Raw genomic sequence first — 22,407 nt, 5'->3', positions numbered from 1 at the left:
GTGGCCGACATCAAATCGGAATGGCCGACTTCATCTCGGAATCACTGGCCGACATCAAATCGGAAACGGTGGCCGACTTCCGTCGGAATCCGCACCGCAGCACTACCAGCAGCGTTGCCGCGGCGAGGGCCACGCGCAGCCAGACGAGGGTGAGAGGGGGAAGGTCGCGCAGGGCGACGGCGTTGAAGAGAAAGGAGCCGCCCCATAGCAGGGCGAGGGCGAGCAACATGCCCCATTCCCGCCCGCCCAGGCACGAGGAAGGGGATCGGCCAACGGTCATGAGGGTGGACCTTGACGTCTATCGTATGTGGCGGGTGGTGGATGGCGCTCGGGTCACGCCTCAGCGGGCAGGCGCGTCACCATGGACAGCAAGCAGCCCGGGCGGCCCGTGTGGATGTTCACGAAGGCCGTCCTGGGGTCGCTAAGAGCCCGTTGGAGCGGGGCGTCTACGTCATCGCCTGCGCAGACCTGCCCCAGCTCGTAGAGGCACTGATCCGCTGCGTCGTAGGCCCGGACGGAAACGAGGGAGTTGGAGCGCACGATCGGGGCCACCTCGTTCCGCGCCTCGGCACGCGGGCAGGCGGCCTCGTGCAGGAAGATCGGGCTGGGGGTCCAGTAGATGCCGCGCGGCCGCGGTAGGTTGTAGGACCCCAGCAGCACGGCCTGACCGGGCTCGGCCGGGCGCAGGCAGTGGCGGCAAGGGAAGCCGCCTCCCGGTGTGGCGACAATCCGGCGGATTTTGTTGCCGTTGTCGTCTCGACCAGTACGGCGGAAACGCTCGGCCGTATCGGTTGGGATGGGGATGCACTGGAACGCGGTCATTTAAGTACCTCCTCGGCGCAATCTGACCGGCCACGAGGAGGGCGAAACTCCGTTTGTTGCTTTCGAATCGAAGTTTCGGTCGGCGGGAGGCTGCAAAAGGTCGGCGGCGTCCTTGTCGCCATCAGCCCGTCCGCTGCCCTGGATGGTTCTCTCGCCGCGCTGCGGGGCCTGTCTCTGGTGCGGCAGGTGGCGGCGCTGCACGGCCTGCGCCCCGGCGCTGCCGCGACCCTCGCCCTGCTGCGGCGCGTGGTCTGGACGGCGGCCGGCACCTCGGGAGCCGAGCTCCTGGGCCAGGGCGTGGCGGACGGGGTGCTGTCCCACCTCCCCGTGCTGAGCAAGATCGTCGCCACTGTCCCAGGCTCCGGCCTCGCCGCCCTCCGTCTCCGGCGCCTCGCCGACGTCACGGCGCAGGCCTGCTCTCCTCTCTGAACAGCGGTGTTGCGGCCCGAGCCAACAGCGTTAGCCCGGGCTACGAACCTTAGTTACGGGAAGAGCGCCGCAGAGGGACACATCGTCAGCCACTCAGGACCGCGACTTCTTCCTCGCATGTTTCTTGGCCGCCGTGCCGGTCAGTGCCGCCGTCCAGAGGTCAGCCACCCCCTTTGCTGCCTGGCGTGCTGTGACAGCCCCCTGGCGCTTGGCCTGGCTGGTCATGATGCCCCGGGCGGCTCCGGCCCAGGCGTTGGCTCCGCTCAGCATCATGCTCAGCAACGGGTTCCTCTTCGCCCACGGGTTGGCCATAGGACCTCCTGGTATGTGCGGCCCTTCCCCAGAAGAGGAGGGTATTGCCTTCTCAAGCAGGCCATCTGACCAGGAGTTTCCTCACGGCAGCCTTGGCAGGCCGCCCCAGCTCGGGGTTGACCGAACCCACCTCTGCTGCCGCGCCGAGGTCACGGTCCAGGCCTACTGACCTCTCAGGGATGGGTCGCAGGATGCACCCCGGAGCAGAGACCACACCCGGACCTAGGTGACGATAGTGGCCGGCACGAATCGTGTTCCCTTTATGTTCTATTGCGGATTAGGCTCTGTCCATGAGCCACCTCCACGACACCCTCGCCCCGCCTCCTGACCTCGATGTGCTGGCCGCGCGCCGCGCCGAACTCGTCTACCGCTTGGCTGCAGGGCGAGGTGTGCCGAAGTGCCAAGCCTGGGAGGAGGCGGTGTCTGCCTTCGGTGCCCATCACCCGAGCTGGCCGCTACCCCTGGTCGAGAGGGAGGCCGCGCGCACCGTGGGCGCGATGGTGCTGCAGCAGATGGTGGCCGAGGCAGAGGTGAAGCGCGAGACGCGCAGGCCCCCTCTGGACCTGCTCATTGACCTTGCCACGCCCGAGACGGCCGAGCGGATGCGCGCCGCCTCCCGGATCATGACACTGGGTCAAGGTGCGCCGTCGATCTTCCGGGGTGCCTGGAAGCTCGTGCCCGACGCGCGGCCGATGGTTTCTCGCCTGCCACTCGGGCGCCTGCCAGCCACCGAGAGGCTCCGGGCCTGAAGATGGCTAGCGCGGGGGCTGGAGCGTGTTGCCCCGCTCCGCGGCCCGCCACTCCCAGGGTGGCGTGCGCTGCGCCTCGGGCAGCGCCCAGAGCCCGCGCCGTGCGGTCCTGGCCTCCGTCTCCAGCCGCAGCAGCTCGGCGTCGCGGCTGTACTGGCAGTACACCCAAGCCGTCCCCTGGCGGACCATCTCGGCGTTTACGTCCACCGGCCCCGCGTAGACCCGGCCCACCGTCCGGCCGTAGCGGTCAGTGTCCTGCACCGTGACGCGTACCCCGTCCGCGAGCCCGACGACCCGACCGGATAGATCGGCGGCCCAAGCAGCCAAGCCTGACAGTAGGGAGGCGAGAAGGACGGAGATAGCGACGACACGGGACGGTGCTGCGAGCATGCTCCATCGTGTCACGCGTGCTGCCTTCGGAAAGGCTGGGACTCCGCATGCCATTTTCGGATCGTGCGCCTGCCGCCCTCTGCTCAAGCTATTCCGTATCGGCCAAAGACATGCCTGGGGAAAGGTTGGTGCCGAAGGGGAACTGGCCTGACCTAACGCTGCGACAGCAGGCCACTCCCGCCCTTAGCAATCTTTCGATCACCCTCAGTTCGACTGCTTCGCAACCGTCACGCCGGGTTCGATGACGACAAAGCGCGACAGAGCACGAGGAGCGTCAAGGCCCTATCCCTTCTTCAAGCGCCCAGACGACGGCCCGCGATAACCCCGCCCAGCCGTCGAAGAACATGCCTGCCCTCGCCCGCGTCCCGTGCAAACAACCTTCGGGGTGGACCGCCGTTGCGACCGGAAACGTGGCAGGAGAATACCCCTGGATCCACGCCCATGCGGGAGAAGCGGAGTGGGGCGATGATGAGGACCGATGAGGGCCGCACCCTCGCCTGGGCACTCGCCAGCCTGCTGCTGGTCGCGAACATCGCGGGCTATGCCTTCGACCTGTACGCCGCCTTCTGGTGGTTCGATCGGGTGCTGCACGCGGCAACGATTTTCGCACTGACGTTCTGGCTGGCGGTCATCGTCTTCGGCGACGCGATCCGGGAGGGGCGTGACGTTCTCTTTGTTGTCCTCGTGGCATCCGCCGGAGTCGCCGTCGGTGCGCTCTGGGAGGTAGCGGAGTGGATTTTCGACCGCTTCGCCTCGGGCGACGTCATCAAGGGGAAGGACGACACGGTGATCGACATCGTGATGGACACGCTCGGCGCGGTTGTGGCCGCTCTCCTGGCGCTACGGTTCCGACCCGGCGTGGGGCATGAGGTGACATCCCCAGGGGAGCCCTCGCGTGTTCGCTGAGGCGACGAACCGGCTGACGGAACTCGGTGCCTCGGCGCTCGCGATCCCGCGGGAGCTTGCCGTCGGCCTCCTCAGCCTCGGTGTGCTGATCGCCCATAGGGTGCGGGCGGGAGGCGGCGGGCACCCCCCTGCGGCAGGCCATGGCTGATGTCGCAGGGGTGCTCGGCCGCACCGCGGGAGGTGTCGTGATCCTCCTCACCCTCCTCGCCGCCTCGTTGGAGGCGCTACGCGGCACGCGGGGCTTGCTGCTGGACCCGCCGCCGGCGGCGCTCGTGACGGACCTCGGACAGTCCGAGGTGGACATGACCGCCCGCATCTGGATCGATTCGCCGCGTCGGCGGGAGGCGGTGCACGCCCTCGACGGCGCGGTGAAGGCAGAGGAGGCCGCGCCGACCGGGGCAGGCGTGGGCCTGCCCTACCCAACCTCGCAGGCGCTCCTCCGGGATCGGAACGAGGAGCCCCATGGTGACCGCCCCCGGCGCCGTGAGGCCTGGCCGATCACGGGGGACGAGGTGCCGCGCCCCCGATCGTTCGTGCGGAAGGAGACCCGGCGGGAGTGGGGGTCGGACCACAAGGCAGAGGAGCGCGCAACCCGCTCGTCGATGCCATGAACGGCACCCTCCGCGAGCGACTTGAGGCCCTCGGCGAGGCCTTCTGGCTCCGCCCCGGAATGTTGGTGTTGGCGGGCGTTCTTCTCGGAGAGGGAGTGGTCCGGGCCGAAGGGACCGAATGGCTCCGGTCCATCCTCCCCGAGGGCTGGATCTACGCCGGGGGTGAGGCGGGAGCGCGGTCGCTCCTCAGCGCGGTGGCCGCTTCCACCATTGGCGTCGCGGGAACTGTCTTCTCCATTACCGTAGCAGCCCTCACGCTCGCCTCGGGCCAGATGGGACCGCGGCTGCTCCGCAACTTCGTCCGCGACGGTGGGAACCAAGCGGCGCTCGGCATCTTTCTCGGCACTTTCGCCTACGCGCTCGTCGTGCTCCGGACCGTCCGCTCGACGGAGGAGGGGGCTTTCGTCCCCCATCTCGGGGTTACGGGTGCCCTTCTCCTCGCACTGGTGTGCGTCGCGATGCTCGTCTGGTTCGTCCACCACGTGGCCTCCGGCATCAACGTCGAGACGGTTATCGCCCTCGTTCACAACGACCTGTGCGCCGCCCTCGCACGGCTCAGCCTCGACCGCCCCGACCCGCCCGCGCCACCGCCGCCAACCGGTGGGCAGGTCGTCGCGCTACCGGAGGGCGGCTACCTCCGCGCCCTCGACGAAGCGGCATTAGCAGATTGGGCGGCGGAGGCAGGGGTGGCCGTCGTCCTGCACGTTCGGCCGGGCGACCACGTCTTTCGTGGCGTCCCCGTCGCGCAGGTCGTTCCCGATGCGGGAGGGGACGCGGTAGAGCGGGTGCGGGAGGCGCTCACCCTCGGGCCGCGGCAGGCGGCGGCGCAGGACCTGGAGTTCGCGGTCCGGCAGCTCGTGGAGGTTGGGGTGCGCGCGCTGTCCTCCGGGATCAACGACCCGTTCACGGCGATGGCGGTCTTAGACCACCTGGGCGACGCGCTCTGCAGATTATGTGGTCGGCACTTGGCGGGAGCGGCGGTGCTGCGAGATGGGCGGGCGGTGCTGTTCCGGCGGGTGACGGACTACGACGGACTACTGGACGCCATGTTTCACCTCGTTCGCCAGAGCGGGACGGGATCGGCGGCGGTCCTCATCCATCTGTTGGACGTGCTCGCCGCGGTGCTCACGGCGGAGGACAATCCGGGGCGGCGCGCGGCTCTTCTGCGACACGCCAACCTCGCGCTCGCCGCCGGCCGCGAGGGATTACGGGACCGCGCGGCGCTCGCCGCGCTGGAGGCACGCCACGCCGCCCTGCCGGGGGGCTCTGGACCATTGCCCTCTCCGTCGTGAGGAGGATCGCCGCCATGGCAGCACGGGACACCGTAGAGCAGGAGGAACGCTGGAGCACGCTACGGGACTTGGACGAATGGCTCCGTACGCCGATGCTCGTCCTCTCTTTCCTCTGGCTCGTCCTGGTCGTGGCGGAGCTGGCCTGGGGGACGTCACAGGCGTTGGAAACCTTCGGGACGGCGATCTGGGTCGCCTTCCTGGCGGAGTTCATGCTGCGATTCATCCTCGCCCCGGCGAAACTCGCCTTCCTGCAGGAAAACTGGATCACGGTGATCGCGCTGATCGTGCCGGCCTTCCGGCTGTTCCGGGCGGTGCGGGTGCTGCGGCTGGCGCGCGCGGCACGGGGCTTCCGGCTCGTGCGGATCGTGGGCACAGCGAACCGGGGCATGAACGCGCTGCGGGCGAGCCTGCGGCGGCGCGGCCTCATCTACGTGCTCGGCATCACCGTCCTCGTCGTCATCCTCGGCGCAGGCGGCATGCGAGCCTTCGAGGCGGCGAGCGAGGTCGAGGGTGGCTTTACCTCCTATGCCGACGCGCTGTGGTGGACGGGGATGGTGGTCGCCACCATGGGGTCGGAGTTCTGGCCGAGGACACTGGAGGGGCGGGTTCTCTGCTTCCTTCTCGCCGTCTACGGCTTCGCGGTGTTCGGCTACATCACCGCGAGCTTCGCGTCCTTCTTCGTCGGCCGCGACGCGGCTTCGGAGGAGGCGGAGACGGTCGGCGCGGCAGACATCGTGCGCCTGTCGGAGGAGATCGCGGCACTGCGGCGGGAGCTGGTGGGCCGTCACCTCACAGAAAAAAGCGCGCCGGGTGTGGCGGATGAGAGCAAGGAGGGGCGGGGCTAATGCCCCATAAGGCATCGAAGCTCCAAAATAGCGGTCACAATGGCGCGCTGTAGGAGCCTCGACGCCTCTCTCAGAGAAGGCGGTGTTGACGTAATGTAATGAACCGACCCGGGGTGAAGGGTGACACCCTACTCACACCCAAGTAGAATGTGTGAATGCCCGCCCGCCATACCCTCCATGTCGCCCTCACGGCCGAGCTCTGCGACTTCGTCTCGCGGCTGGTCGCGTCCGGCCGCTACCAGAGCTCGAGTGAGGTCGTCCGCGCTGGGCTGCGCCTGCTCGAGCGGAGCGATGGAAGGCCGATCCTGTCCCACGGAACCGATGTTCCCCGCCTTTGCACGAGAGAGCTCGATGAGCAGGCAGCCGGTTAGCCCATCCCGAATGCAACCGATCGACTCGGGGCGCCTGGCGCAGTTCGTTCTGGATAGCGCGGCGGACTTCGCGATCCTGACGACCGACCTCGACGGTGTCATCACGAGCTGGAACAGCGCGGCCGAGCGAACCATGGGCTGGTCCGAGGCCGAGGCCTTGGGCCAGCACGCTTGCATGATTTTCACGCCCGAGGATCAGGCCGAGGACGGCTGCGGACAGGAGATGGCTAAGGCCAGGGCGAGTGGCCGCGCGATGGACGAGCGATGGCACCTACGCAAGGACGGCACCCGCTTCTGGGGAGCGGGCTCCATGACACGGCTCGAGGACAGCGAGACCGGTGAGCACATCGGCTACTGCAAGATCGTCCGGGACCGCACGGAGCAGCACGAGGCCGGTCAGCGGCTCGAGGCCAACGAGGCGCTGCTGCGAAATGTTCTGGAGAACACCCCCGACTGCCTGAAGCTCCTCACCCTCGATGGGCGGGTGAGCTTCATGAATGGCTCGGGTCTGAAGCTACTCGAAGTTGGTGGATTGCAGGACGTCAGCGGGAGGGCTTGGCCGTCACTCTGGCCGGCGGAGGAGCGGGGTAAGGTAGAGGCGGCTCTCGCCGAAGCCTTGAGTGGGCAGGTTGCCCGGTTTCAGGGCTACTGCCCGACGGTCAAGGGGACGCCGAAGTGGTGGGACGTGCAGGTTACCCTCGTGCCGGGCGCGGAGGGGGCGCCTGACCTCCTGCTGGCCTCCTCACGTGACGTGACCGAGCAGCGAGAGGCTGAGAGGGAGCGGCGTGAGACCGAAGCTCGGTTTCGCGGCTTCGCGGAGAACTCCACGGACGTGCTCTGGATCGTCGATGCTCGGGCACGGCGCCTGGAGTATCTGAGCCCGGCCTATGAGTATATCTGGGGCGAACCACGTGCGGCCGTCCTGAACGACCTCTCCAGGTGGATCGACAGGGTGCACCCCGCGGACCGGGCGCAGGTGTCAGGAGCCATGCCGCGCCTGATCAAGGGCGAGATTGCCGCGGTCGAGTATCGGATCGTGCGGCCCGATGGGGGTATCCGTTGGATCCGGGATACCGGCTTCCCCATCCGTGACGCCGACGGCGCAATCCTTCGTGTGGCCGGCATCGCGCAGGACGTCACTGACCGAAAAAAGGCCGAGGAGAGTCGGCAGGAGAGCGAGGAGCGCCACCGTCTGGCAGTTCGAGCCACCAACGACGCTATCTGGGACTGGGACATACGAGGCAATAAGGTCGACTGGAACGAGGCCCTGCAGGAGTCCTACGGATACAAGCCGGAGGAGGTTGATCCTAACGGTGACTGGTGGATCGAGCATATCCATCCAGGCGACCGTGAGCGCGTGAGTCAATCCATTCACGCTGTGATCCGCGGGACGGGCTCCCGCTGGTCGGATGAGTACCGCTTCCGGCGCGCCGACGGCACTTACGCCGACGTGTTGGACCGCGCCTTCATGGTCCGCGGAGCTGATGGCGAGCCACTTCGGCTGATCGGCGCCATGCTCGATGTGACCGAGCGGCGGCACTCCGAGCGGGAGCTACGACGTCTGAACGAGCACCTCGAAGTAGAGGTTGCGAACCGGACCGAGCAGCTGCGGCGACAGGAGGATGCTCTGCGCCAGAGCCAGAAGCTCGAGGCCGTCGGCCAGCTCACCGGCGGCGTCGCGCACGACTTCAACAATCTCCTGACAATCATCCGCTCTTCGGCGGGCCTGCTGCGCCGCCCTAACCTCGCCGAGGATAAGAAGCAGCGCTATATCGAGGCGATCTCGGACACGGCGGACCGGGCCGCCAAGCTCACCGGGCAACTCCTGGCCTTCGCGCGTCGCCAGCCGCTGCGTCCCGAGGTCTTCCCTGTCGAGGAGAAGGTCCGCGATGTCGCTGAGATGATCCGCTCTCTCATGGGTGCGCGCATTCAGGTCGACACTCGTTCCGAGTGCTTGGATTGCTATGTCGAGGCAGATCCCAACCAATTCGAGACGGCGCTGGTGAACCTGGCGGTGAACGCTCGGGATGCGATGGGCGGTGAGGGTCACCTGTTTATCGGGGTGAAGTGCACGGCGGCGGTCCCGGCGGTGCGTGGGCACGCTGGCGCCTCGGGGAACTTCATTGCCGTGTCTGCCTCCGATACGGGCTCCGGAATAGAGCCGGAACTGCTGGAGCGGATCTTCGAGCCCTTCTTCACGACCAAGGAGGTCGGCAAGGGCACCGGGCTCGGATTGTCGCAGGTCTATGGCTTCGCCAAGCAGTCTGGAGGCGAGGTGCAGGTCGAGAGCCGGATCGGCAGAGGCACGACTTTCACCCTCTACCTTCCCAAGGCCGAGGCCAGGGCTGTCGTCCCGCCATCTCTCCCAGCCCCGAAACCTGAGGAGCTGACGCCCGGGCGGCGGAATGTGCTGTTGGTCGAGGACAACAATCAAGTCGGAGACTTCGCACGGCAGATCCTGGAGGATATGGGCTACGTTGCCACCTGGGCACCGAACGCGGCCTCTGCGCTTCACCTGCTGGAGGAGGATGCGGGGCGCTTCGATGTCGTATTTTCGGACGTGGTCATGCCCGGGATGGACGGAGTCGAGCTCGGGCACGAGATCCGGCGCCGGTGGCCCAGCCTGCGGGTGGTTCTGACCAGCGGCTACAGTCACGTTCTCGCAAATGGCGGTGCGAAGGATTTCGAACTCATCCAGAAGCCCTACTCGGCCGAGGGCTTATCGAGAGCTCTGCGCTCTCGGTAAATGTTGCTTCATCTGAGGTGGGATGGGCAGCGCGTCAGTGTGAGAGCAGGGCGCGCACAGCAGTGAGCAGTTCCTCGCGTCTGAACGGCTTAATGAGTGTGCGCTCCTTTTCTGAGTAGGAGCGCCCGTTGAAATGACTGGGACGACCAGAGAGAAACAACACAGATAGGTCCGGCGTATGGTGCCGACCTCGCGCCGCGACCACGAACCCATCCATCCCGGCAACGCCAAGGTCGATATCGGTCACCAGCACGGAGCAGCCCGCGGGTCCTTCCATGAATCGGAGCGCGTCCTCCGGGGTGGCCGCCTCGCGTACTGCGAGGCCCTCATCCTCCAACATGTCGACCAACACCATCCGCACGATCGCTTGGTCTTCAACCACCAGCACGTCACACATAGCGCCCCACTCGGCCAAGCAATCAACTGCCTCATAGGTTAACGTTCGACTTGGACGCGCGATGCAGCACCTCGGGATCCTGGTGTGACGAGCGATCTGGCCCCGGGTAGAGGCACCGTTGATGACCCGGCGGTGATCGACAGGATCGCGAGATGTGTGTTGGCCGTCGGCACGATGGAGGAGCCGGGCGGAGAGCGTCCCCACCCGACCCGCTCAAAGGCAAAAGTACTCAGCGCTTGGTAGGATTTGCGCCGCTGATGTTGGTCCCCAGCGCGTCATCCGCCGCGCGGCTCGCCGCCGTACCGGGCGGGTTGTCCTCGGTCGAGCCAGCGGTGCTGACAGCCCCGGCCGTCGTACGGGACCTATCGGTAGTGTTGTCCTCGACCTCCACCTCGGTGCGGCGCACGGTGCCGTTGACCGTCTCGGCACGCTCGGAGGCCTCCTTACGGATCACCAACTCCTCGGTGACTCGGGCCTCCTTGGAAACGACCGCCTCCTCGGCATGCTCGGTGGCCTCTATAACGCGCTCGCGGAAGGCATCCTCAGCGTCGGTTAGCGGCCTGTCGACCGGGCGGCGGGTCACATCGACGTGCTCCTCCCGAAGGGTCACCTGCTCCTTGACAGGTATCTCGACGACGTAGGAGCGCACCCGCACCCGGCCGTGCTCGACTTCGCGCTTCCCGACCTGGATGTGCTCCTCAACGATCGGGATGCGCGCTTCGGAGGTCGCTGCCCCGAGCTTCTCCACCTGGCCCCCCGTTACTCCGGCTCCACTGGTGGCGGCTGTCGTGGTTGCCGCAGCCGATGTCTGGCCGGTGCCCGTGGCCGAAGAGCCTGTCCATCCTTCCTGGCGCCACGCCGCTTCTTGCTCATCGAGGTCGGCGGCACCACTCGCCTCCAGGGCATCGGCGACGGCATCGAACTGATCGTCCGGTACTTCGGCGTAGACGACCGCACCGCCCCGTCGAACTCCCTCCAGCAGGGATTCTACGTCACCCTTGGGAAGGGACAGGGCGTTGAGACCGGTGTCAGCGGTTCCTGCGTCGAACACCTGGGCCCGCACACCGCTGACCTGCTTCGCCAAGCCAAAGGCGGCCTGTTCAGCGGTTTCTACTGACCGGAAATAGGCTGTCACGGTTCTGGTCATCATCTCGCCTCTTACTATGGGGGTCGGAAACCGGGCTGGGGCGGAGCCCCCCTGGGTGCTCGGCAATCATGCTGGACGAGGGCACCGGCCTAGGGAGGGATGATCCTCAGCCTGTGGCCACGGAACGGGTTGTGCTGGGAACGGGTTTCGCTCTGGCCCAGCGAAGGCGCTGGGCGGGGCAGTGCCCCGCCCAAACCGTTCGTGGGCTGAAGGTGCTCAGCGCTTGGTGGGGTTGGTGCCGCTGATGTTGGTGCCGAGCGCGTCGTCCACCGCACGGCTCGCCGCCGTGCCGGGCGGGTTGCTGGCCGTCGTACCGGTGAGGCCAGCACTTCCCGTCGAGGTGCGGGACGCTTCCGTGGTGGTATCGTCGACCTCCACCTCGGTGTGGCGCACCGTGTCGCTGACCGTCTGTGCGCGCTCCGACGCGTCCTTGCGGATCACCATCTCCTCGGTAACCCGGGCCTCCTTGGCCACCACTGCCTCCTCGGCATGCTCGGTGGCCTCGATGACCCGCTCCTGGAACAGGTGGTCGGCATCGGTGACGGGCCGGTCGACGGTACGGCGCTGCACGTCCACATGCTCCTGGCGCAGCGTCACCTGCTCGGTCACCGGGGTCTCGACAATGTAGGAGCGCACCCGCACCCGGCCGCGCTCCACGTCGCGCTTGCCGATTCGGACTTGCTCCTCGACGATCGGGATGACCTCCTCAGCACCAGTGCGGGCGGTGGTGGCCGCTGTCGCTGCGGGTGCCGTGCTGGCAGTCGGGGTTGCCGCGGCTGCCGTCCCGGTCGCGACCACGCCCAGCTCGGGCGTCGTGGGCGAGCTCGCGACGGCGGATGTCGTGCCGGTGCCGGCCTGGTCGCCGGTCCACCCCGACTGCCGCCACTCGGCTTCCTGGGTATCGAGATCCACGGCACCGTTGTTCTCGAGGATGTCCATGGCATGGTCCAGCATGCCCTCCTCGACATCGGCCGAGACCACGAACTGCCCGCGCCGGATGCCCTCGGCGTAGGTAGCGCGGTCCTCGTCGGGAACAAAGAGGTCCTTCAGAGAGGCCCAGAACCCCGTATCCGCCCCGGCCGAGGTGCCCGTCGACCCGGACGTCGCCGTCTCGGCGGCATGAACCCGGACCTGATCGGACCCGAGGTCGAGCTCGTGGATCAGCTGGCGGATTGCCGCATCAGCTGCAGTGCGATCGCTGAACATGGCGGTAATGGTGCGCGTCATCATGAGGTCTCCTTCGTGTTGTCAGGGGGGGTACCAGTCCATTCCACCGTCCCAGGAGGCGTATCCGGCCCAGGCGGTAGCCTCTCCACTGTGGCGCGCTGCAGCCGCCGCTCGACGGCCTGCTCCACGGTCTCCTCGCCATCGACAAAGTGCAGCCGGATCTCCTCGCGGAGGATCAGGCGCTTCTCGATGACCAGGATCTCCTCGATCACGGGAACGATGAGAACACCGTTCTCCTCGCGGGTGGCTGGCGCCTCCGCGACCTCCTGATCGATGGCCACGCGCTCCACCTCGGCACGCCGGGTGCGCAGGGTCGTGCGCACGAGCTCCTCGGCCGTCTCCGTCGAGACCGAGACGCGGACGCGCCCGGTTTCGACGGTACGCTTGCCAAGGCGGAGGCTCTCCTCGACCAGGGGGATGGCCTGCTCGGTCGCCTCCCCGGTCACTTCGACCGAGGAGGGTCGAGCGAGGTTTTCGCCCTGGCTCAGAACGTCCGGGTCAGCCGACACGCGCAGCTCGGAACGTCAGCAGGTCACGGGTACCGCGGCGAGCACCGAGCACCGAGGCCAGGGCACCCAGGAGCATGATGCCGAAAACCGAGAAGGCGGCGACGGAGGCTCCGGAGGCCGCGGCGTCCGCCGCGCGCCGGGCGGTCTCCTCGGCCTGCCGGGCGGCCTGGGTGGCCTGCTGCTCTGCCTGCTGAACCCGCGACTGCGCATCCTGCGGGCTGATGTTGTACTCGGCGGCGACCAGCTGGTTCAGGCGGTCGCGATCCGACTGGGAGAGCTGGCCGTCCGTGACCCGGCGCGTCACCAGCGTGCCTATCTCGGCCTTGCGCTGGTCAGAGGTCATGGCCGCGGGATTGCCGCCGTTGCCGCTCAGCGCGCCCTGCACGCGATCCACCAAGCCCTGCGTGGCGGACTGCAGCGTGCCCGTGTCAGTGCGGTTGGCTACCTGCTGACCCACCGCGGAGACGGCTGACCCGGCACCCCGTGCGGCGCCACCGAGCAGGCTGGAGGCCCCAGCGGTGGCCGTGGAGGCGATGCCGGACACCAGATTGCCCAGCAGGACGGCGGAGATCAGGAAGGTGGTACCCCAGACGGCCAAGCCGTGCAGCGTGCCGTCGGTGTTGTCGGAGGTGCCCGACAGCCTGGCCGCCACGTAGCCGCCGGTGGCGAGGCCGATCAGGTTCGAAACCAGCACCCAGATCGCCGCACCGATCCCGAAGGACGAGGCCGAGGGCGTACCGCGGGCGGTAGCGTCAACCGCCGTGGCCCCGATCCCGGCACCGAGGGCGTTGAGCATGAGGCCGATGGTCAGCGCGACAACAGCGCCGGCGATGACCGCTCCCCAGGAAACCCGGGTCGGCAGGGAGGGCGCGCCCTCGGGCAGGACCGCGGTCGCAGCGGTCGTGCGGTCGTGCACGCTTTGCGTGGGTGGCATCGGCATGAGGGGGACTTCCTTTTTGCTCTAGACGTGCTTTGACCTGAGTTGCTCCGATGAGCCGCTCACAGGTTGTGGTGTACCGGCCCGCTACGTGGCCGAGGCTTTCCGGGCACCATCCTCGGCTTTGCCCGCAGAGCCTTGAGCCCTATCCCCGGCCTTCTCGGCAGCGCCCTCTGCTTCGGCCTTGGCGTCGCCAGTGAGCTTGCCGATGGCCTCCTTCACGGAGCCCTTCGCCCGGGCGGCGGCGTCAGAGGTACGATCGTCGTTCATCTGCTCCCCCGGAGGCGCCCGAGCGACACCACAATCCGTTCGGTCGCGTGGGTCGCGGCACAAGCCCGAGAACCCTCGCGAAGCCGCAGAGTTCCACCACTCGGAACACAGGCGTTAGTGCGTTCGCACTACACTATCGGCGCCGTTGCACTATCCTACCTGCAGGCGAGGTTCCGCCCTGGTGAGGCCCGGTCCGGGGTACCTCCGCGGCCAGCCCTAATCTTTGGTCGGCATGGGAGTCTTTCGCGGCGGGCCACCGGTGAAGCCGCGCTCGCGAGCCCAAATGACGAGGGCCGCGCGGCCGGAAACGCCAGTCTTGCGATAGAGCGCCGCGACGTGGTTGCGGACCGTGTTGCGCGCGATGCCGAGCTTGTGGGCGATAGCCGCATCCGGCATCCCGCGGCACACCAGGGCGAGCACGTCGCGGCCGCGGGCCGAGAGGTCGCCGAGGCCGGATGCCGCCTGCCCGTCGGCAGCATGAGGGCGCTTCATCTGGGCCAGCTTTGTCAGCACCGCGTGGCTGAACCAGGCGGTGTCCTGCATCACGGCCTGTATGGCTGCTGCGACCTCCGCCTCACTGCGGCGGTGCTCGGCGACATTCTGGGCGAGCACCAGGAGGCAGGCTCGGCCGCCGACGGTCACAGGCTCCGCGGAGAGGACGCAATCGAGCCGGCTGCCATCCCTGGTCCGGAGGCTCACATCGGCGCCGCGCAGACGGCCGTCCCGCTCGAGCCTCCGCTCCATCTCCTGCCCTGCCACCAGATCGCCCCAGAGACCAAGCTCGATGGCGCCTTTGCCGACCAGATGCCCCTCGGGATACCCAATCTCCCGGGTAAAAGCGTTGTTAGCCATCACCACGCGCAAGTCGGAACGTGCCAAGACGAAGGTCGGGACAGGCGACAGGCGAAGGGCGGCGGCGAAGCTGTCCTCGCTCTGCCGCAGGGCGTCCTCCGTCAGCTTGTGACGCTCCAGGTCCACGAAGGTGAAGAGCATGCAGTCCGTGTTGCCGACCTCGATCGGCTGCCCGGCGACAACCGCGCGCCTCTCGCCACCACCCGGTAACTGCAGCACGGCCTCCATCTGCGGGATGGTACGACCCTGCTGCAGCCGCTCGATGGCAAACTCCCGCCGCGCAGCACCCTCGAGCACGTCGATCTCGAGGGCCGACCGGCCGATCACCTGCCCCTCGTCGTATCCGGTCATCTCCAGGAAGCCCCGGTTGACCTTGATGTAGCGGTGGTCAGAGAGGCGAAGAATGACGGCCGGCGCCGGGTTGGCGGCAAAGGTCGCCTCGAAGCGCTCCTCTGCGTCGAAGCGCTCGGTCTCGTCGTTCAGGATGAGAACGAGGCAGTCAGGCACACCACCGGCGTCGTTGAGCACCAGGCTGCGGATGCGATGCGTCCACTGCGCCTCGTTCTGACCGGCAGGAGCAACGTCGACCACTACTTCGTCAAAGGTCTCGCCCGTCAGCACTCGTTCCATCGGATACCCACCTTCCGGCACCCGGTGGCGGTTCCGATAGCGCAGCTCGAAGCGCTTGCGGTACTCGGAGACGGTGGTGCCGAGGTCAGCGATGCTGCTGACCCCGTGCATCCGCAGGGCGGACCGGTTGGCCCAGGAGATGCTCTGATCGGGCTCGATCAGGATCACGCCGTCCTGCAACGCTGCAAGGATCAGTCGTAGTTGCTGTTGGTTGGCATGATGGTGCGACGGTAGGTTGGGCACCTATCAGTGCCGATCCTGATTGGCCACCGTCCCAACCGTCGTACGGCTTAACAGCTGTTTGGTTAGTGGGCGCTCGCTCCCGAGCGTCTCGGCGGACGACGACGCGACGGATCCACGTCGCGCGCCAGTGGGTGACCCTCCGCAAACAGACTTCAAGTGCATGGCCTCCAGTATACGAAGTTGCGCACAGCGCAACGACTCCAGATCGAAGCCAGGTGACCGGTCCTTTCCTCGCGCGCATTCGGCTGCGAGCTGGGCCAAAATGCTCAGAGGTCCGACGCGAAGCTCGCGTCGGACCCTCTCAAACTAGATCTTCGTTGCCGCCACGCCGGCCGGGGGCGTGGTGGAGGTCTGCTCGGTCTGCGCGCCACCATCGGGGCGTGCGGGGGCGAGCTGGGGAACCTCGCCCAGCGGCTTGGAGAGCATCGGCTCGAATTGGCCCTTGCCGTCGAGGGAGGGACCGGTCGTCCAGCGGCCCTCGGGCACCTTGCCGTCGGCGTCGTGGACGAAGAAGGCGTAGGCGAACTCGCTCTTCTCCTGGGACTGCGGGAAGCTGTTCGGGATGGGCAGCTGCGCCTCCAGTCCGCCCAGCTCCTCGATCACCGCGAGCCACTGCTGCTGGTGCATCGTGTCGCGGGCGATCAGGAAGGAGAGCATGTCCTTCATGCCGGCATCGTCCGTCATGCCGTAGAGGCGCGTGGCGAGCGCGCGGCCCGTCGCCTCGGCAGCGACGTTCGCGTACATGTCGGCAGCGAGATTGCCGCTTGCATAGACGTGGCTCGCGTTGAACGGCACGCCGTTGCAGTTCTCCGGCGTGGCGCCAAGCCCCGTCGAGAGGATGTGGCGGAGGTTCATGCCGTTGAGCACCGCGCCGCCGACGGGGTCGCGCGATGCCTCCTCCTGGAAGGAGAGCGGCGCGCCCTCGAGGTTCATCGCGACGGCCGTGGAGAGCATCTCGACATGGCCGATCTCCTCGGTGCCCGTGTTGAGCAGCATGTCGCGGTACTTCATCGGGCCGCGGGAGCCCCACGACTGGAAGAGGTACTGCATCATCACCCTGATCTCGCCCTCGACGCCGCCGATCGCCTGCTGCAGCGCGCGCGCGAAGACAGGGTTGGGCTTATCGACGCGGACCGGATACTGAAGGCGAGCGTTGGCGAAGAACATGGCGACTCTCCATGACCGTGGATGCGATTGCGACTGGGGGGGAGGCGGGGCGACGCGATACCGATGCTGGGCATCGGCAGGTGCCTGCACGAGCGCCATAACGCCCGGAATTCCTAACGGTTGAGGTGTACGTGCTGTAACCTGGGTTCTACCGCGATCGCACGGAGCCCCCCGAGCAGGTACAAACCTATCTGGCAGTCTTTTGGTCCTTACGAATCCCGGTCAGCAACTACGCCTCCGACCGATGCTCGCGGACCGTGATGGTGGATCTCACGTACACTGGTCTGCCCCTAACTCTGGTCCTGACCATGTACCCGAAAGTGGTCTGGCTCACGGGAGAACCTTCCGACTTCTTCAAGGGCCATTTCCGGCCGTTTGGGCAGCAGACACAAGGGGCGTCAGCTCCCGCAGGAACGCCTCCTGCCCAGCCAGCAGCGGCTTACGGCAGCCACCGATCTTGGCCAGTGCCGTGCTGCCGGTCTGGCGCACCCGCTTAATCGCGGCCGAGGCGCTGACCGCTAAGGCCTCGCTGCTCCGCCAACAGCGTTGAATTAGAACGCGCGAGTCCGTGCAAGCCGGAAGTGCTCTAGGATACGCCCGCGCAGCATCGCGAGCTAACTACCCGGAGGCCAGCCTCATCGGTCTGCTGCATCGCCAGGAACTCATAGGCGGCTCTGATCCAGCCTCGTCGCCGCATGTCCGTTTCTTTTGCGCCCGTCCTCGCCTGCAGACCGGCCGCTTTCGACCACCCTCTGAAGGGCAGCTCCCATCAGCAACCGGCTCCAACAGGACAGCAGATACATCGGGGAGATGCGCCGCAACTTCAGCACCAAGAGGACGTTTTCGAGCGATGGTGTGACCTTCTCATACCTGATTGTCCTATCAGCCCGTACTGAAGCTCGGATATGCCTGCCAGCGACCCATTGACCGTTTCCCTGACGCCGGAGCTTCGACGCTTCATCGAGATTCAGGTAGCGACGGGCCGCTACCAGACCGCGAGCGAGGTGGTCCGCGCTGGTTTGCGGCTCCTCACCGCGGTTGATCCGCCACGGCACCTCGATCACGCCCAGGCGCATATGACCGTCATCCAGAAGAAGCCCTGACCTACGTGACCGAGCAGAAGGACCGGTCCTGGACCGATGCCGAGCGCCTGGCGGCGTTGGACCGCTACTCCGTCCTCGATACCCCGCCCGAGCAGGGCTTTGAGGACCTGGCGCAGCTCGCCGCCAGCCTTCTCGGAGCGCCGATGGCGGCGGTGAACCTGATCGCGGAGCACCGCCAGTGGTTCAAGGCCGAGGTGGGCCTTGGCGTGCGGGAGATGCCACTCGACAATTCAATCTGCGCCCGAGTGCTGCTCCAGCCCGGCGAGCTGGTCATTCCGGATTTGCTCGAGGACGAGCGCTTCAACTGCAATCCGCTGGTCACCTCAGGGCCAGGGCTGCGGTTCTACGCTGGCGAGTTGCTGGAAACCCCTGACGGACTGCCCCTAGGTACCCTGTGCGTGCTGGACACCAAGCCCCGGCCCGAGGGCCTGACGGACCAGCAACGCTTCATCCTTAGGGCACTGGCCCGCCAAGTCATGGGGCAGTTGGAACTACGCCGGGCCATGGCGCAGCAGGCCCACACGGAAGCGCTCCAGCGCCAAACCCTCCTCAGCGTCACCGACTTCGCGATCATCAGCACCGACCTGAAAGGAGGGGTGCTCGGGTGGAACCCCGGTGCTTCGAAGCTGATGGGATGGACCGAGGGGGAGATGGTGGGCCAGCTCGCCGACCGGATCTTCACGCCGGAGGACCGCGAGAAGGGCGCGCCGGATGCGGAGCGGGGTCGTACCCGCCTGTTCGGCCGGGCAATTAACGAGCGCTGGCATCTCCGTAAGGACGGCTCCCGCTTCTGGGGCAGCGGCGAGATGATGCAGCTCCGGGACGAGGCGGGCACGCATGCCGGCTACGTCAAGGTCATGCGCGACCGCACGGAGCAGCACTTGGCTGGAGAAACCCTGGCCGCGCTCAACGAGCGCTACAGGCTGGCGTCGCGCGCCACCAACGACGTGATCTGGGACTGGGACCTGCGGGCCGACACGATCCTCTGGAACGAGGCGCTGCAGGACGCCTACGGCTGGGCACCCGAGCAGGTGGACCCGGCGGGAAACTGGTGGCTCGCAACGATCCATCCCGAGGACCGCGAGCGGGTGGACCGCAGCATCCACGCGGTAATCGACGGAAGGGGTACGAGTTGGACGGACGAGTACCGCTTCCGGCGGGCGGATGGCAGCTACGCTGACGTGCTCGACCGTGGCTACGTCATCCGGGAGCGCGATGGCCGGGCGGTCCGCATGATCGGGGCCATGCTCGACCTGAGCGAGCGCAAGCGGGCCGAGACGCGGCGGGCAGCACTGGCAACACTGTCGGACCGCATCCACGACCTCGACGATCCCAAGGACATCGCCTACGCCGCCACCCAGGTGATCGGCGAGGTCCTGTCGGTGAGCCGCGTGGGCTACTCCACTGTCGACCCTGTCTCCGAAACGATGCTGACCGAGCGGGACTGGACGGCGCCCGGCGTTCCCAGCATTGCCGGGAATCTGCACCTCAGGGACTTCGGCCAGGTCATTGACGTACTAAAGCGCGGCGAGTTCATGAACGTCGCGGACACGACCCTGGACCCCCAGACTGCGGGGGGAAGTGAGGCGTTCGTTGCCCACCACGCCCGCTCGATCGTCAACGTGCCTATTCTGGAGCACGGAGAGCTCGTCGCATTATTCTTCATCAACGACGCGAAGGTCCGGCACTGGAGTGCGGAGGATCTGGCATTCATCCGTGAGGCCGCCCAGCGCACCCGTACGGCGGTGGAGCGCGCCCGCGGCGAGGCCGCTCTCCGGGAAAGCGCCCTGCAGCTGCAGGAGAGTGCCCGGCGGCTGCGGGAGATCAATGAGACCCTTGAGGCCAGGGTGGAGGAGCGCACGGCCGAGCGCGACCTGATGTGGGCGACCTCGCCGGACCTCCTGGTGGTGATCGACTTCGACGGTGTGTTCCGGCGCGTGAATCCGACCTGGACCACGCTGCTGGGCTACACGCCGGAGGAGCTCGTCGGGCACCACGTCAACGAGTTCGTTATTCCCGACGACCACCCCGAGACCACGGAAGCCTATGAGCTGGCCGCCCGGGGCGGGCGACCCCGGATCGCGAACCGTTACCGGCACAAGGATGGCTCCACACGCTGGATATCCTGGGTGGCTGCACCCGCTGGCAGCATGGCCTACGCCACGGGACGCGACGTTACGGCGGAGAAGGAGCAGGCCGAGGCGTTGAGGAGGACCGAGGCTGCCCTGCGCCAGAGCCAGAAGATGGAGGCGGTGGGCCAACTGACGGGGGGCATCGCGCACGACTTCAACAACCTGCTCACCGCGATCAGCGGCAGCCTCGACCTGCTGACCACGCGTATCAGCCAGGGGCGGATCAAGGACGTCGATCGCTACGTCAACGCCGCCCAGGGTGCGGCCAAGCGGGCGGCGTCGCTGACCCACCGCCTGCTGGCCTTCTCCCGCCAGCAGACGCTGGAGCCGAAGCCGACCAACGTGAACCGGCTGGTGAGGGGGATGGAGGAGCTGATCCGTCGCACGGTCGGGCCCGAGGTGGACCTGGAGATGGTGGAGGCGGGCGGGCTGTGGACGACGCTGGTGGACCCCGGCCAGCTCGAGAACGCCCTGCTGAACCTGTGCATCAACGCCCGCGACGCCATGCCGGGCGGCGGCAGGATCACGGTCGAGACCGGCAACAAGTGGCTCGACCGGCGAGCGGCGGGGGAGCGTGAGCTCCCGCCGGGGCAGTACGTCACCCTCTGCGTGTCCGACACCGGGACGGGCATGACGCCGGACGTGATCGCCAAGGCTTTCGACCCGTTCTTCACGACCAAGCCCATCGGCCAGGGGACGGGCCTGGGTCTCTCTATGATCTACGGCTTTGTCCGGCAGTCCGGTGGTCAGGTGAGGATCTACTCGGAGGTCGGGCAGGGCACGATGGTGTGCCTCTACCTCCCGCGCCACCTCGGCGCCGAGGAGCCTTCTGAGGAGCTGCCTGAGCTGGCCGGCGCACTCGGGGCCGAGCAGGGCGAGACGGTGCTGGTGGTGGATGACGAGCCCACGGTGCGCATGCTGGTCACCGAGGTGCTGGCCGACCTGGGCTACACGGCGATCGAGGCGGCCGATGGCCCGGCGGCGCTGCGGGTGCTGCAGTCGGACGTACGGCTCGACCTGCTGGTGACCGATGTGGGGCTGCCGGGGGGCATGAACGGACGCGAGGTGGCGGATGCGGCCCGAGTGTCACGACCCGGGCTGAAGGTGCTGTTCATCACGGGGTACGCCGAGAACGCCGTGCTCAGCCACGGGCACCTCGACCCTGGCATGCACATCCTGACCAAGCCGTTCCCGATGGAGACCCTGGCAACCCGTATCCGGGAACTCATCAACGGTGGATGAGGGGCTATCCTGGCGAGGATCGAAGACGCCCCCTCGTAGGCCATTCTCCGAGGCAGAGAGCAGAAACCGTCGCTGAGGCTCACGCTTACAGGAAGTCGGCAGGGTACTTGGTCAAAGGTCCAAATGAGCGCAAGCGTGGAGGAGGGGACCAGCGAGAGCCCCGGGAGGGTCAGTCCCATCCGCGCGGACCACGGTGCGCCCCCTGAGAAGCCCGGCTCGAGACGCGCAGGCCTGCGGACCTACCTCGTCCTTCTTGCAGCCCTGGTGCTCGCTCCAGCCCTCCTGCTCGGCGCAGTCACGACATGGGAACTCGGCGCTGCTTATCGCCGCTCGGAAGAGGCCGGGCTGGCCAGCACCGCGGAGGCACTGGCAACCGCACTCGACCGCGAAGTCGAGATTGCGCTGACGGCTCTCTCCACCCTGGCCGCGTCGCCCAGCCTTGAGGCTGGCGACATCGCGAGCGCCTACACACAGGCCGGAGCGGTGGGGCGCGCCTTCGGTGGCTGGGTGGCCATGCTGGACGAGGACTCCCGCCAGATCTTCAACACGCGCCTGCCGCTTGGCACCGACCTCCCGCGCGGATCTGGCGAGCCATTCATCAGCCGTGCCATCGCCACCGGACGCCCCTTCATCAGCGACCTCTTCGTGGGCGCCACTGACCTTGAACCTGGATACTGGTCCGGGCTTTCTGAGAGTTTTCCGGCAGGGATGTTGACCTGACGGAGGACGGTTCGGTGAGGAAGAGCCACTACACCGAGGAGCAAATCGCCTTTGCGTTGAAGCAGGCGGAACTGGGCACGCCGGTGGCGGAGGTCTGCCGCAAGATGGGGGTGTCGGAGGCGACCTTCTTCCGGTGGAAGCAGAAGTACGGGGGTCTAGGCCCGTCCGAGCCGCGGCACCTGAGGCAGCTGCAGGAAGAGAATACGAAGCTCAAGAAACTCGTGGCCGATCTCAGCCTGGACAAGGCGATGCTGCAGGAGGTTCTGGCAAAACGTATGGCCCGCCCCGTCCGCAAGGGCTTTCACGACCTGGTCTGATCAGTCTACGCCAACGTATCCGGTCACAAGGCACATCGGCC

At 67.2% G+C, this 22,407-nt stretch carries 22 protein-coding genes and 1 pseudogene; 12 read left to right on the top strand and 11 right to left on the bottom strand.

Annotation, left to right across the window (positions count from 1 at the left end; translation table 11 throughout):
• Nucleotides 1-10 precede the first annotated feature (10 nt).
• Nucleotides 11-229: a hypothetical protein gene (locus FHS87_RS21815; protein WP_184521573.1), complete on the bottom strand. Its 219-nt coding sequence runs from the start codon at nt 227-229 to the stop codon at nt 11-13.
• Between the two features lie 104 nt (nt 230-333).
• Nucleotides 334-822 (bottom strand): DUF1203 domain-containing protein, encoded by a 489-nt coding sequence (locus tag FHS87_RS21810; RefSeq protein WP_184521570.1) that lies wholly within the window; start codon nt 820-822, stop codon nt 334-336.
• Here FHS87_RS21810 and FHS87_RS21805 point away from each other — a divergent pair.
• The gene (locus FHS87_RS21805; RefSeq protein ID WP_312862069.1) at nt 787-1,251 is read left to right on the top strand and encodes a DUF697 domain-containing protein; all 465 of its coding nucleotides are present in this window, start codon (nt 787-789) and stop codon (nt 1,249-1,251) included. The two genes, FHS87_RS21810 and FHS87_RS21805, sit on opposite strands and share 36 nt — an antisense overlap.
• A gap of 602 nt (nt 1,252-1,853) precedes the next feature.
• Entirely contained in the window at nt 1,854-2,312 is a 459-nt protein-coding gene (locus FHS87_RS21800; protein ID WP_184521568.1) for a hypothetical protein, read from the top strand.
• Between the two features lie 6 nt (nt 2,313-2,318).
• On the opposite strand, the gene FHS87_RS21795 is transcribed toward FHS87_RS21800, so the two are convergent.
• On the bottom strand, nt 2,319-2,702 hold the full coding sequence (locus FHS87_RS21795) for a thermonuclease family protein (protein ID WP_221300270.1): 384 nt from the start codon (nt 2,700-2,702) through the stop codon (nt 2,319-2,321).
• Nucleotides 2,703-3,167: 465 nt separating this feature from the next.
• Here FHS87_RS21795 and FHS87_RS21790 point away from each other — a divergent pair, with 465 nt between their 5' ends.
• From FHS87_RS21790 to FHS87_RS21765, 6 genes are all read left to right on the top strand, one after another.
• Nucleotides 3,168-3,608 carry a hypothetical protein gene (locus FHS87_RS21790; RefSeq protein ID WP_184521564.1) on the top strand — a complete coding sequence of 147 codons (441 nt, stop codon included), beginning with the start codon at nt 3,168-3,170 and terminating at the stop codon, nt 3,606-3,608.
• A gap of 140 nt (nt 3,609-3,748) precedes the next feature.
• Nucleotides 3,749-4,219: a mechanosensitive ion channel family protein gene (locus FHS87_RS21785; protein ID WP_184521562.1), complete on the top strand. Its 471-nt coding sequence runs from the start codon at nt 3,749-3,751 to the stop codon at nt 4,217-4,219.
• Nucleotides 4,216-5,511, top strand: a complete 1,296-nt coding sequence (locus tag FHS87_RS21780) for a DUF2254 domain-containing protein (protein ID WP_184521560.1) — start codon at nt 4,216-4,218, stop codon at nt 5,509-5,511. The genes FHS87_RS21785 and FHS87_RS21780 overlap by 4 nt, the downstream gene beginning before the upstream one ends.
• A gap of 14 nt (nt 5,512-5,525) precedes the next feature.
• Nucleotides 5,526-6,356, top strand: a complete 831-nt coding sequence (locus tag FHS87_RS21775; RefSeq protein WP_184521559.1) for an ion transporter — start codon at nt 5,526-5,528, stop codon at nt 6,354-6,356.
• A gap of 155 nt (nt 6,357-6,511) precedes the next feature.
• Entirely contained in the window at nt 6,512-6,727 is a 216-nt protein-coding gene (locus tag FHS87_RS21770; RefSeq protein ID WP_184521557.1) for a type II toxin-antitoxin system ParD family antitoxin, read from the top strand.
• Between the two features lie 10 nt (nt 6,728-6,737).
• Nucleotides 6,738-9,473: a hybrid sensor histidine kinase/response regulator gene (locus tag FHS87_RS21765; RefSeq protein ID WP_184521555.1), complete on the top strand. Its 2,736-nt coding sequence runs from the start codon at nt 6,738-6,740 to the stop codon at nt 9,471-9,473.
• 34 nt (nt 9,474-9,507) lie between these two features.
• Here FHS87_RS21765 and FHS87_RS21760 read toward each other — a convergent pair whose 3' ends face one another.
• The 8 genes from FHS87_RS21760 to FHS87_RS21725 all read right to left on the bottom strand — a co-directional run bounded on the left by FHS87_RS21760 (nt 9,508) and on the right by FHS87_RS21725 (nt 16,852).
• Entirely contained in the window at nt 9,508-9,870 is a 363-nt protein-coding gene (locus tag FHS87_RS21760; RefSeq protein ID WP_184521553.1) for a response regulator, read from the bottom strand.
• Nucleotides 9,871-10,099: 229 nt separating this feature from the next.
• Nucleotides 10,100-11,020, bottom strand: coding sequence for a YsnF/AvaK domain-containing protein (locus tag FHS87_RS21755; protein WP_246418615.1), 921 nt, complete (start codon nt 11,018-11,020; stop codon nt 10,100-10,102).
• Nucleotides 11,021-11,233: 213 nt separating this feature from the next.
• Nucleotides 11,234-12,247, bottom strand: coding sequence for a YsnF/AvaK domain-containing protein (locus FHS87_RS21750; protein ID WP_246418614.1), 1,014 nt, complete (start codon nt 12,245-12,247; stop codon nt 11,234-11,236).
• Complete coding sequence (locus FHS87_RS21745; protein ID WP_221300268.1) at nt 12,244-12,753, bottom strand: YsnF/AvaK domain-containing protein; 510 nt, start codon at nt 12,751-12,753, stop codon at nt 12,244-12,246. Before FHS87_RS21745 ends, FHS87_RS21750 begins: the two co-directional genes overlap by 4 nt.
• On the bottom strand, nt 12,743-13,693 hold the full coding sequence (locus FHS87_RS21740) for a hypothetical protein (protein WP_246418613.1): 951 nt from the start codon (nt 13,691-13,693) through the stop codon (nt 12,743-12,745). Before FHS87_RS21740 ends, FHS87_RS21745 begins: the two co-directional genes overlap by 11 nt.
• A gap of 84 nt (nt 13,694-13,777) precedes the next feature.
• Nucleotides 13,778-13,960: a CsbD family protein gene (locus tag FHS87_RS21735; protein ID WP_184521551.1), complete on the bottom strand. Its 183-nt coding sequence runs from the start codon at nt 13,958-13,960 to the stop codon at nt 13,778-13,780.
• Between the two features lie 216 nt (nt 13,961-14,176).
• Nucleotides 14,177-15,685: a PAS domain S-box protein gene (locus tag FHS87_RS21730; protein WP_184521549.1), complete on the bottom strand. Its 1,509-nt coding sequence runs from the start codon at nt 15,683-15,685 to the stop codon at nt 14,177-14,179.
• 306 nt (nt 15,686-15,991) lie between these two features.
• The gene (locus FHS87_RS21725) at nt 15,992-16,852 is read right to left on the bottom strand and encodes a manganese catalase family protein (protein ID WP_184521547.1); all 861 of its coding nucleotides are present in this window, start codon (nt 16,850-16,852) and stop codon (nt 15,992-15,994) included.
• Between the two features lie 905 nt (nt 16,853-17,757).
• Here FHS87_RS21725 and FHS87_RS21720 point away from each other — a divergent pair.
• From FHS87_RS21720 to FHS87_RS21705, 4 genes and pseudogenes are all read left to right on the top strand, one after another.
• Complete coding sequence (locus FHS87_RS21720) at nt 17,758-17,955, top strand: type II toxin-antitoxin system ParD family antitoxin (protein WP_184521546.1); 198 nt, start codon at nt 17,758-17,760, stop codon at nt 17,953-17,955.
• A 5-nt stretch (nt 17,956-17,960) separates the two neighbouring features.
• Complete coding sequence (locus FHS87_RS21715) at nt 17,961-21,329, top strand: PAS domain S-box protein (protein ID WP_184521543.1); 3,369 nt, start codon at nt 17,961-17,963, stop codon at nt 21,327-21,329.
• 264 nt (nt 21,330-21,593) lie between these two features.
• Entirely contained in the window at nt 21,594-22,049 is a 456-nt protein-coding gene (locus FHS87_RS21710; protein WP_184521541.1) for a hypothetical protein, read from the top strand.
• 14 nt (nt 22,050-22,063) lie between these two features.
• A pseudogene (locus FHS87_RS21705) lies at nt 22,064-22,345 on the top strand (transposase); the annotation flags it as partial.
• Nucleotides 22,346-22,407: the final 62 nt, after the last annotated feature.

The sequence above is a fragment of the Muricoccus pecuniae genome (genome assembly GCF_014199205.1).
GTDB lineage: Bacteria > Pseudomonadota > Alphaproteobacteria > Acetobacterales > Acetobacteraceae > Roseomonas > Roseomonas pecuniae.
The sequence above is the reverse complement of the archived record's forward strand: the minus strand, read 5'-3'. Positions and strand labels throughout refer to the sequence as shown.

What these genes read in the sequence shown, in the direction of transcription:
- FHS87_RS21815 (WP_184521573.1), bottom strand. Translation starts at nt 229, where the DNA reads ATGTTGCTCGCCCTCGCCCTGCTATGGGGCGGCTCCTTTCTCTTCAAC.
- FHS87_RS21810 (WP_184521570.1), bottom strand. Translation starts at nt 822, where the DNA reads ATGACCGCGTTCCAGTGCATCCCCATCCCAACCGATACGGCCGAGCGT.
- FHS87_RS21800 (WP_184521568.1), top strand. Translation starts at nt 1,854, where the DNA reads ATGAGCCACCTCCACGACACCCTCGCCCCGCCTCCTGACCTCGATGTG.
- FHS87_RS21795 (WP_221300270.1), bottom strand. Translation starts at nt 2,702, where the DNA reads ATGCTCGCAGCACCGTCCCGTGTCGTCGCTATCTCCGTCCTTCTCGCC.
- FHS87_RS21790 (WP_184521564.1), top strand. Translation starts at nt 3,168, where the DNA reads ATGATGAGGACCGATGAGGGCCGCACCCTCGCCTGGGCACTCGCCAGC.
- FHS87_RS21785 (WP_184521562.1), top strand. Translation starts at nt 3,749, where the DNA reads ATGGCTGATGTCGCAGGGGTGCTCGGCCGCACCGCGGGAGGTGTCGTG.
- FHS87_RS21780 (WP_184521560.1), top strand. Translation starts at nt 4,216, where the DNA reads ATGAACGGCACCCTCCGCGAGCGACTTGAGGCCCTCGGCGAGGCCTTC.
- FHS87_RS21775 (WP_184521559.1), top strand. Translation starts at nt 5,526, where the DNA reads ATGGCAGCACGGGACACCGTAGAGCAGGAGGAACGCTGGAGCACGCTA.
- FHS87_RS21770 (WP_184521557.1), top strand. Translation starts at nt 6,512, where the DNA reads ATGCCCGCCCGCCATACCCTCCATGTCGCCCTCACGGCCGAGCTCTGC.
- FHS87_RS21765 (WP_184521555.1), top strand. Translation starts at nt 6,738, where the DNA reads ATGCAACCGATCGACTCGGGGCGCCTGGCGCAGTTCGTTCTGGATAGC.
- FHS87_RS21760 (WP_184521553.1), bottom strand. Translation starts at nt 9,870, where the DNA reads ATGTGTGACGTGCTGGTGGTTGAAGACCAAGCGATCGTGCGGATGGTG.
- FHS87_RS21755 (WP_246418615.1), bottom strand. Translation starts at nt 11,020, where the DNA reads ATGATGACCAGAACCGTGACAGCCTATTTCCGGTCAGTAGAAACCGCT.
- FHS87_RS21750 (WP_246418614.1), bottom strand. Translation starts at nt 12,247, where the DNA reads ATGATGACGCGCACCATTACCGCCATGTTCAGCGATCGCACTGCAGCT.
- FHS87_RS21740 (WP_246418613.1), bottom strand. Translation starts at nt 13,693, where the DNA reads ATGCCGATGCCACCCACGCAAAGCGTGCACGACCGCACGACCGCTGCG.
- FHS87_RS21735 (WP_184521551.1), bottom strand. Translation starts at nt 13,960, where the DNA reads ATGAACGACGATCGTACCTCTGACGCCGCCGCCCGGGCGAAGGGCTCC.
- FHS87_RS21725 (WP_184521547.1), bottom strand. Translation starts at nt 16,852, where the DNA reads ATGTTCTTCGCCAACGCTCGCCTTCAGTATCCGGTCCGCGTCGATAAG.
- FHS87_RS21720 (WP_184521546.1), top strand. Translation starts at nt 17,758, where the DNA reads ATGCCTGCCAGCGACCCATTGACCGTTTCCCTGACGCCGGAGCTTCGA.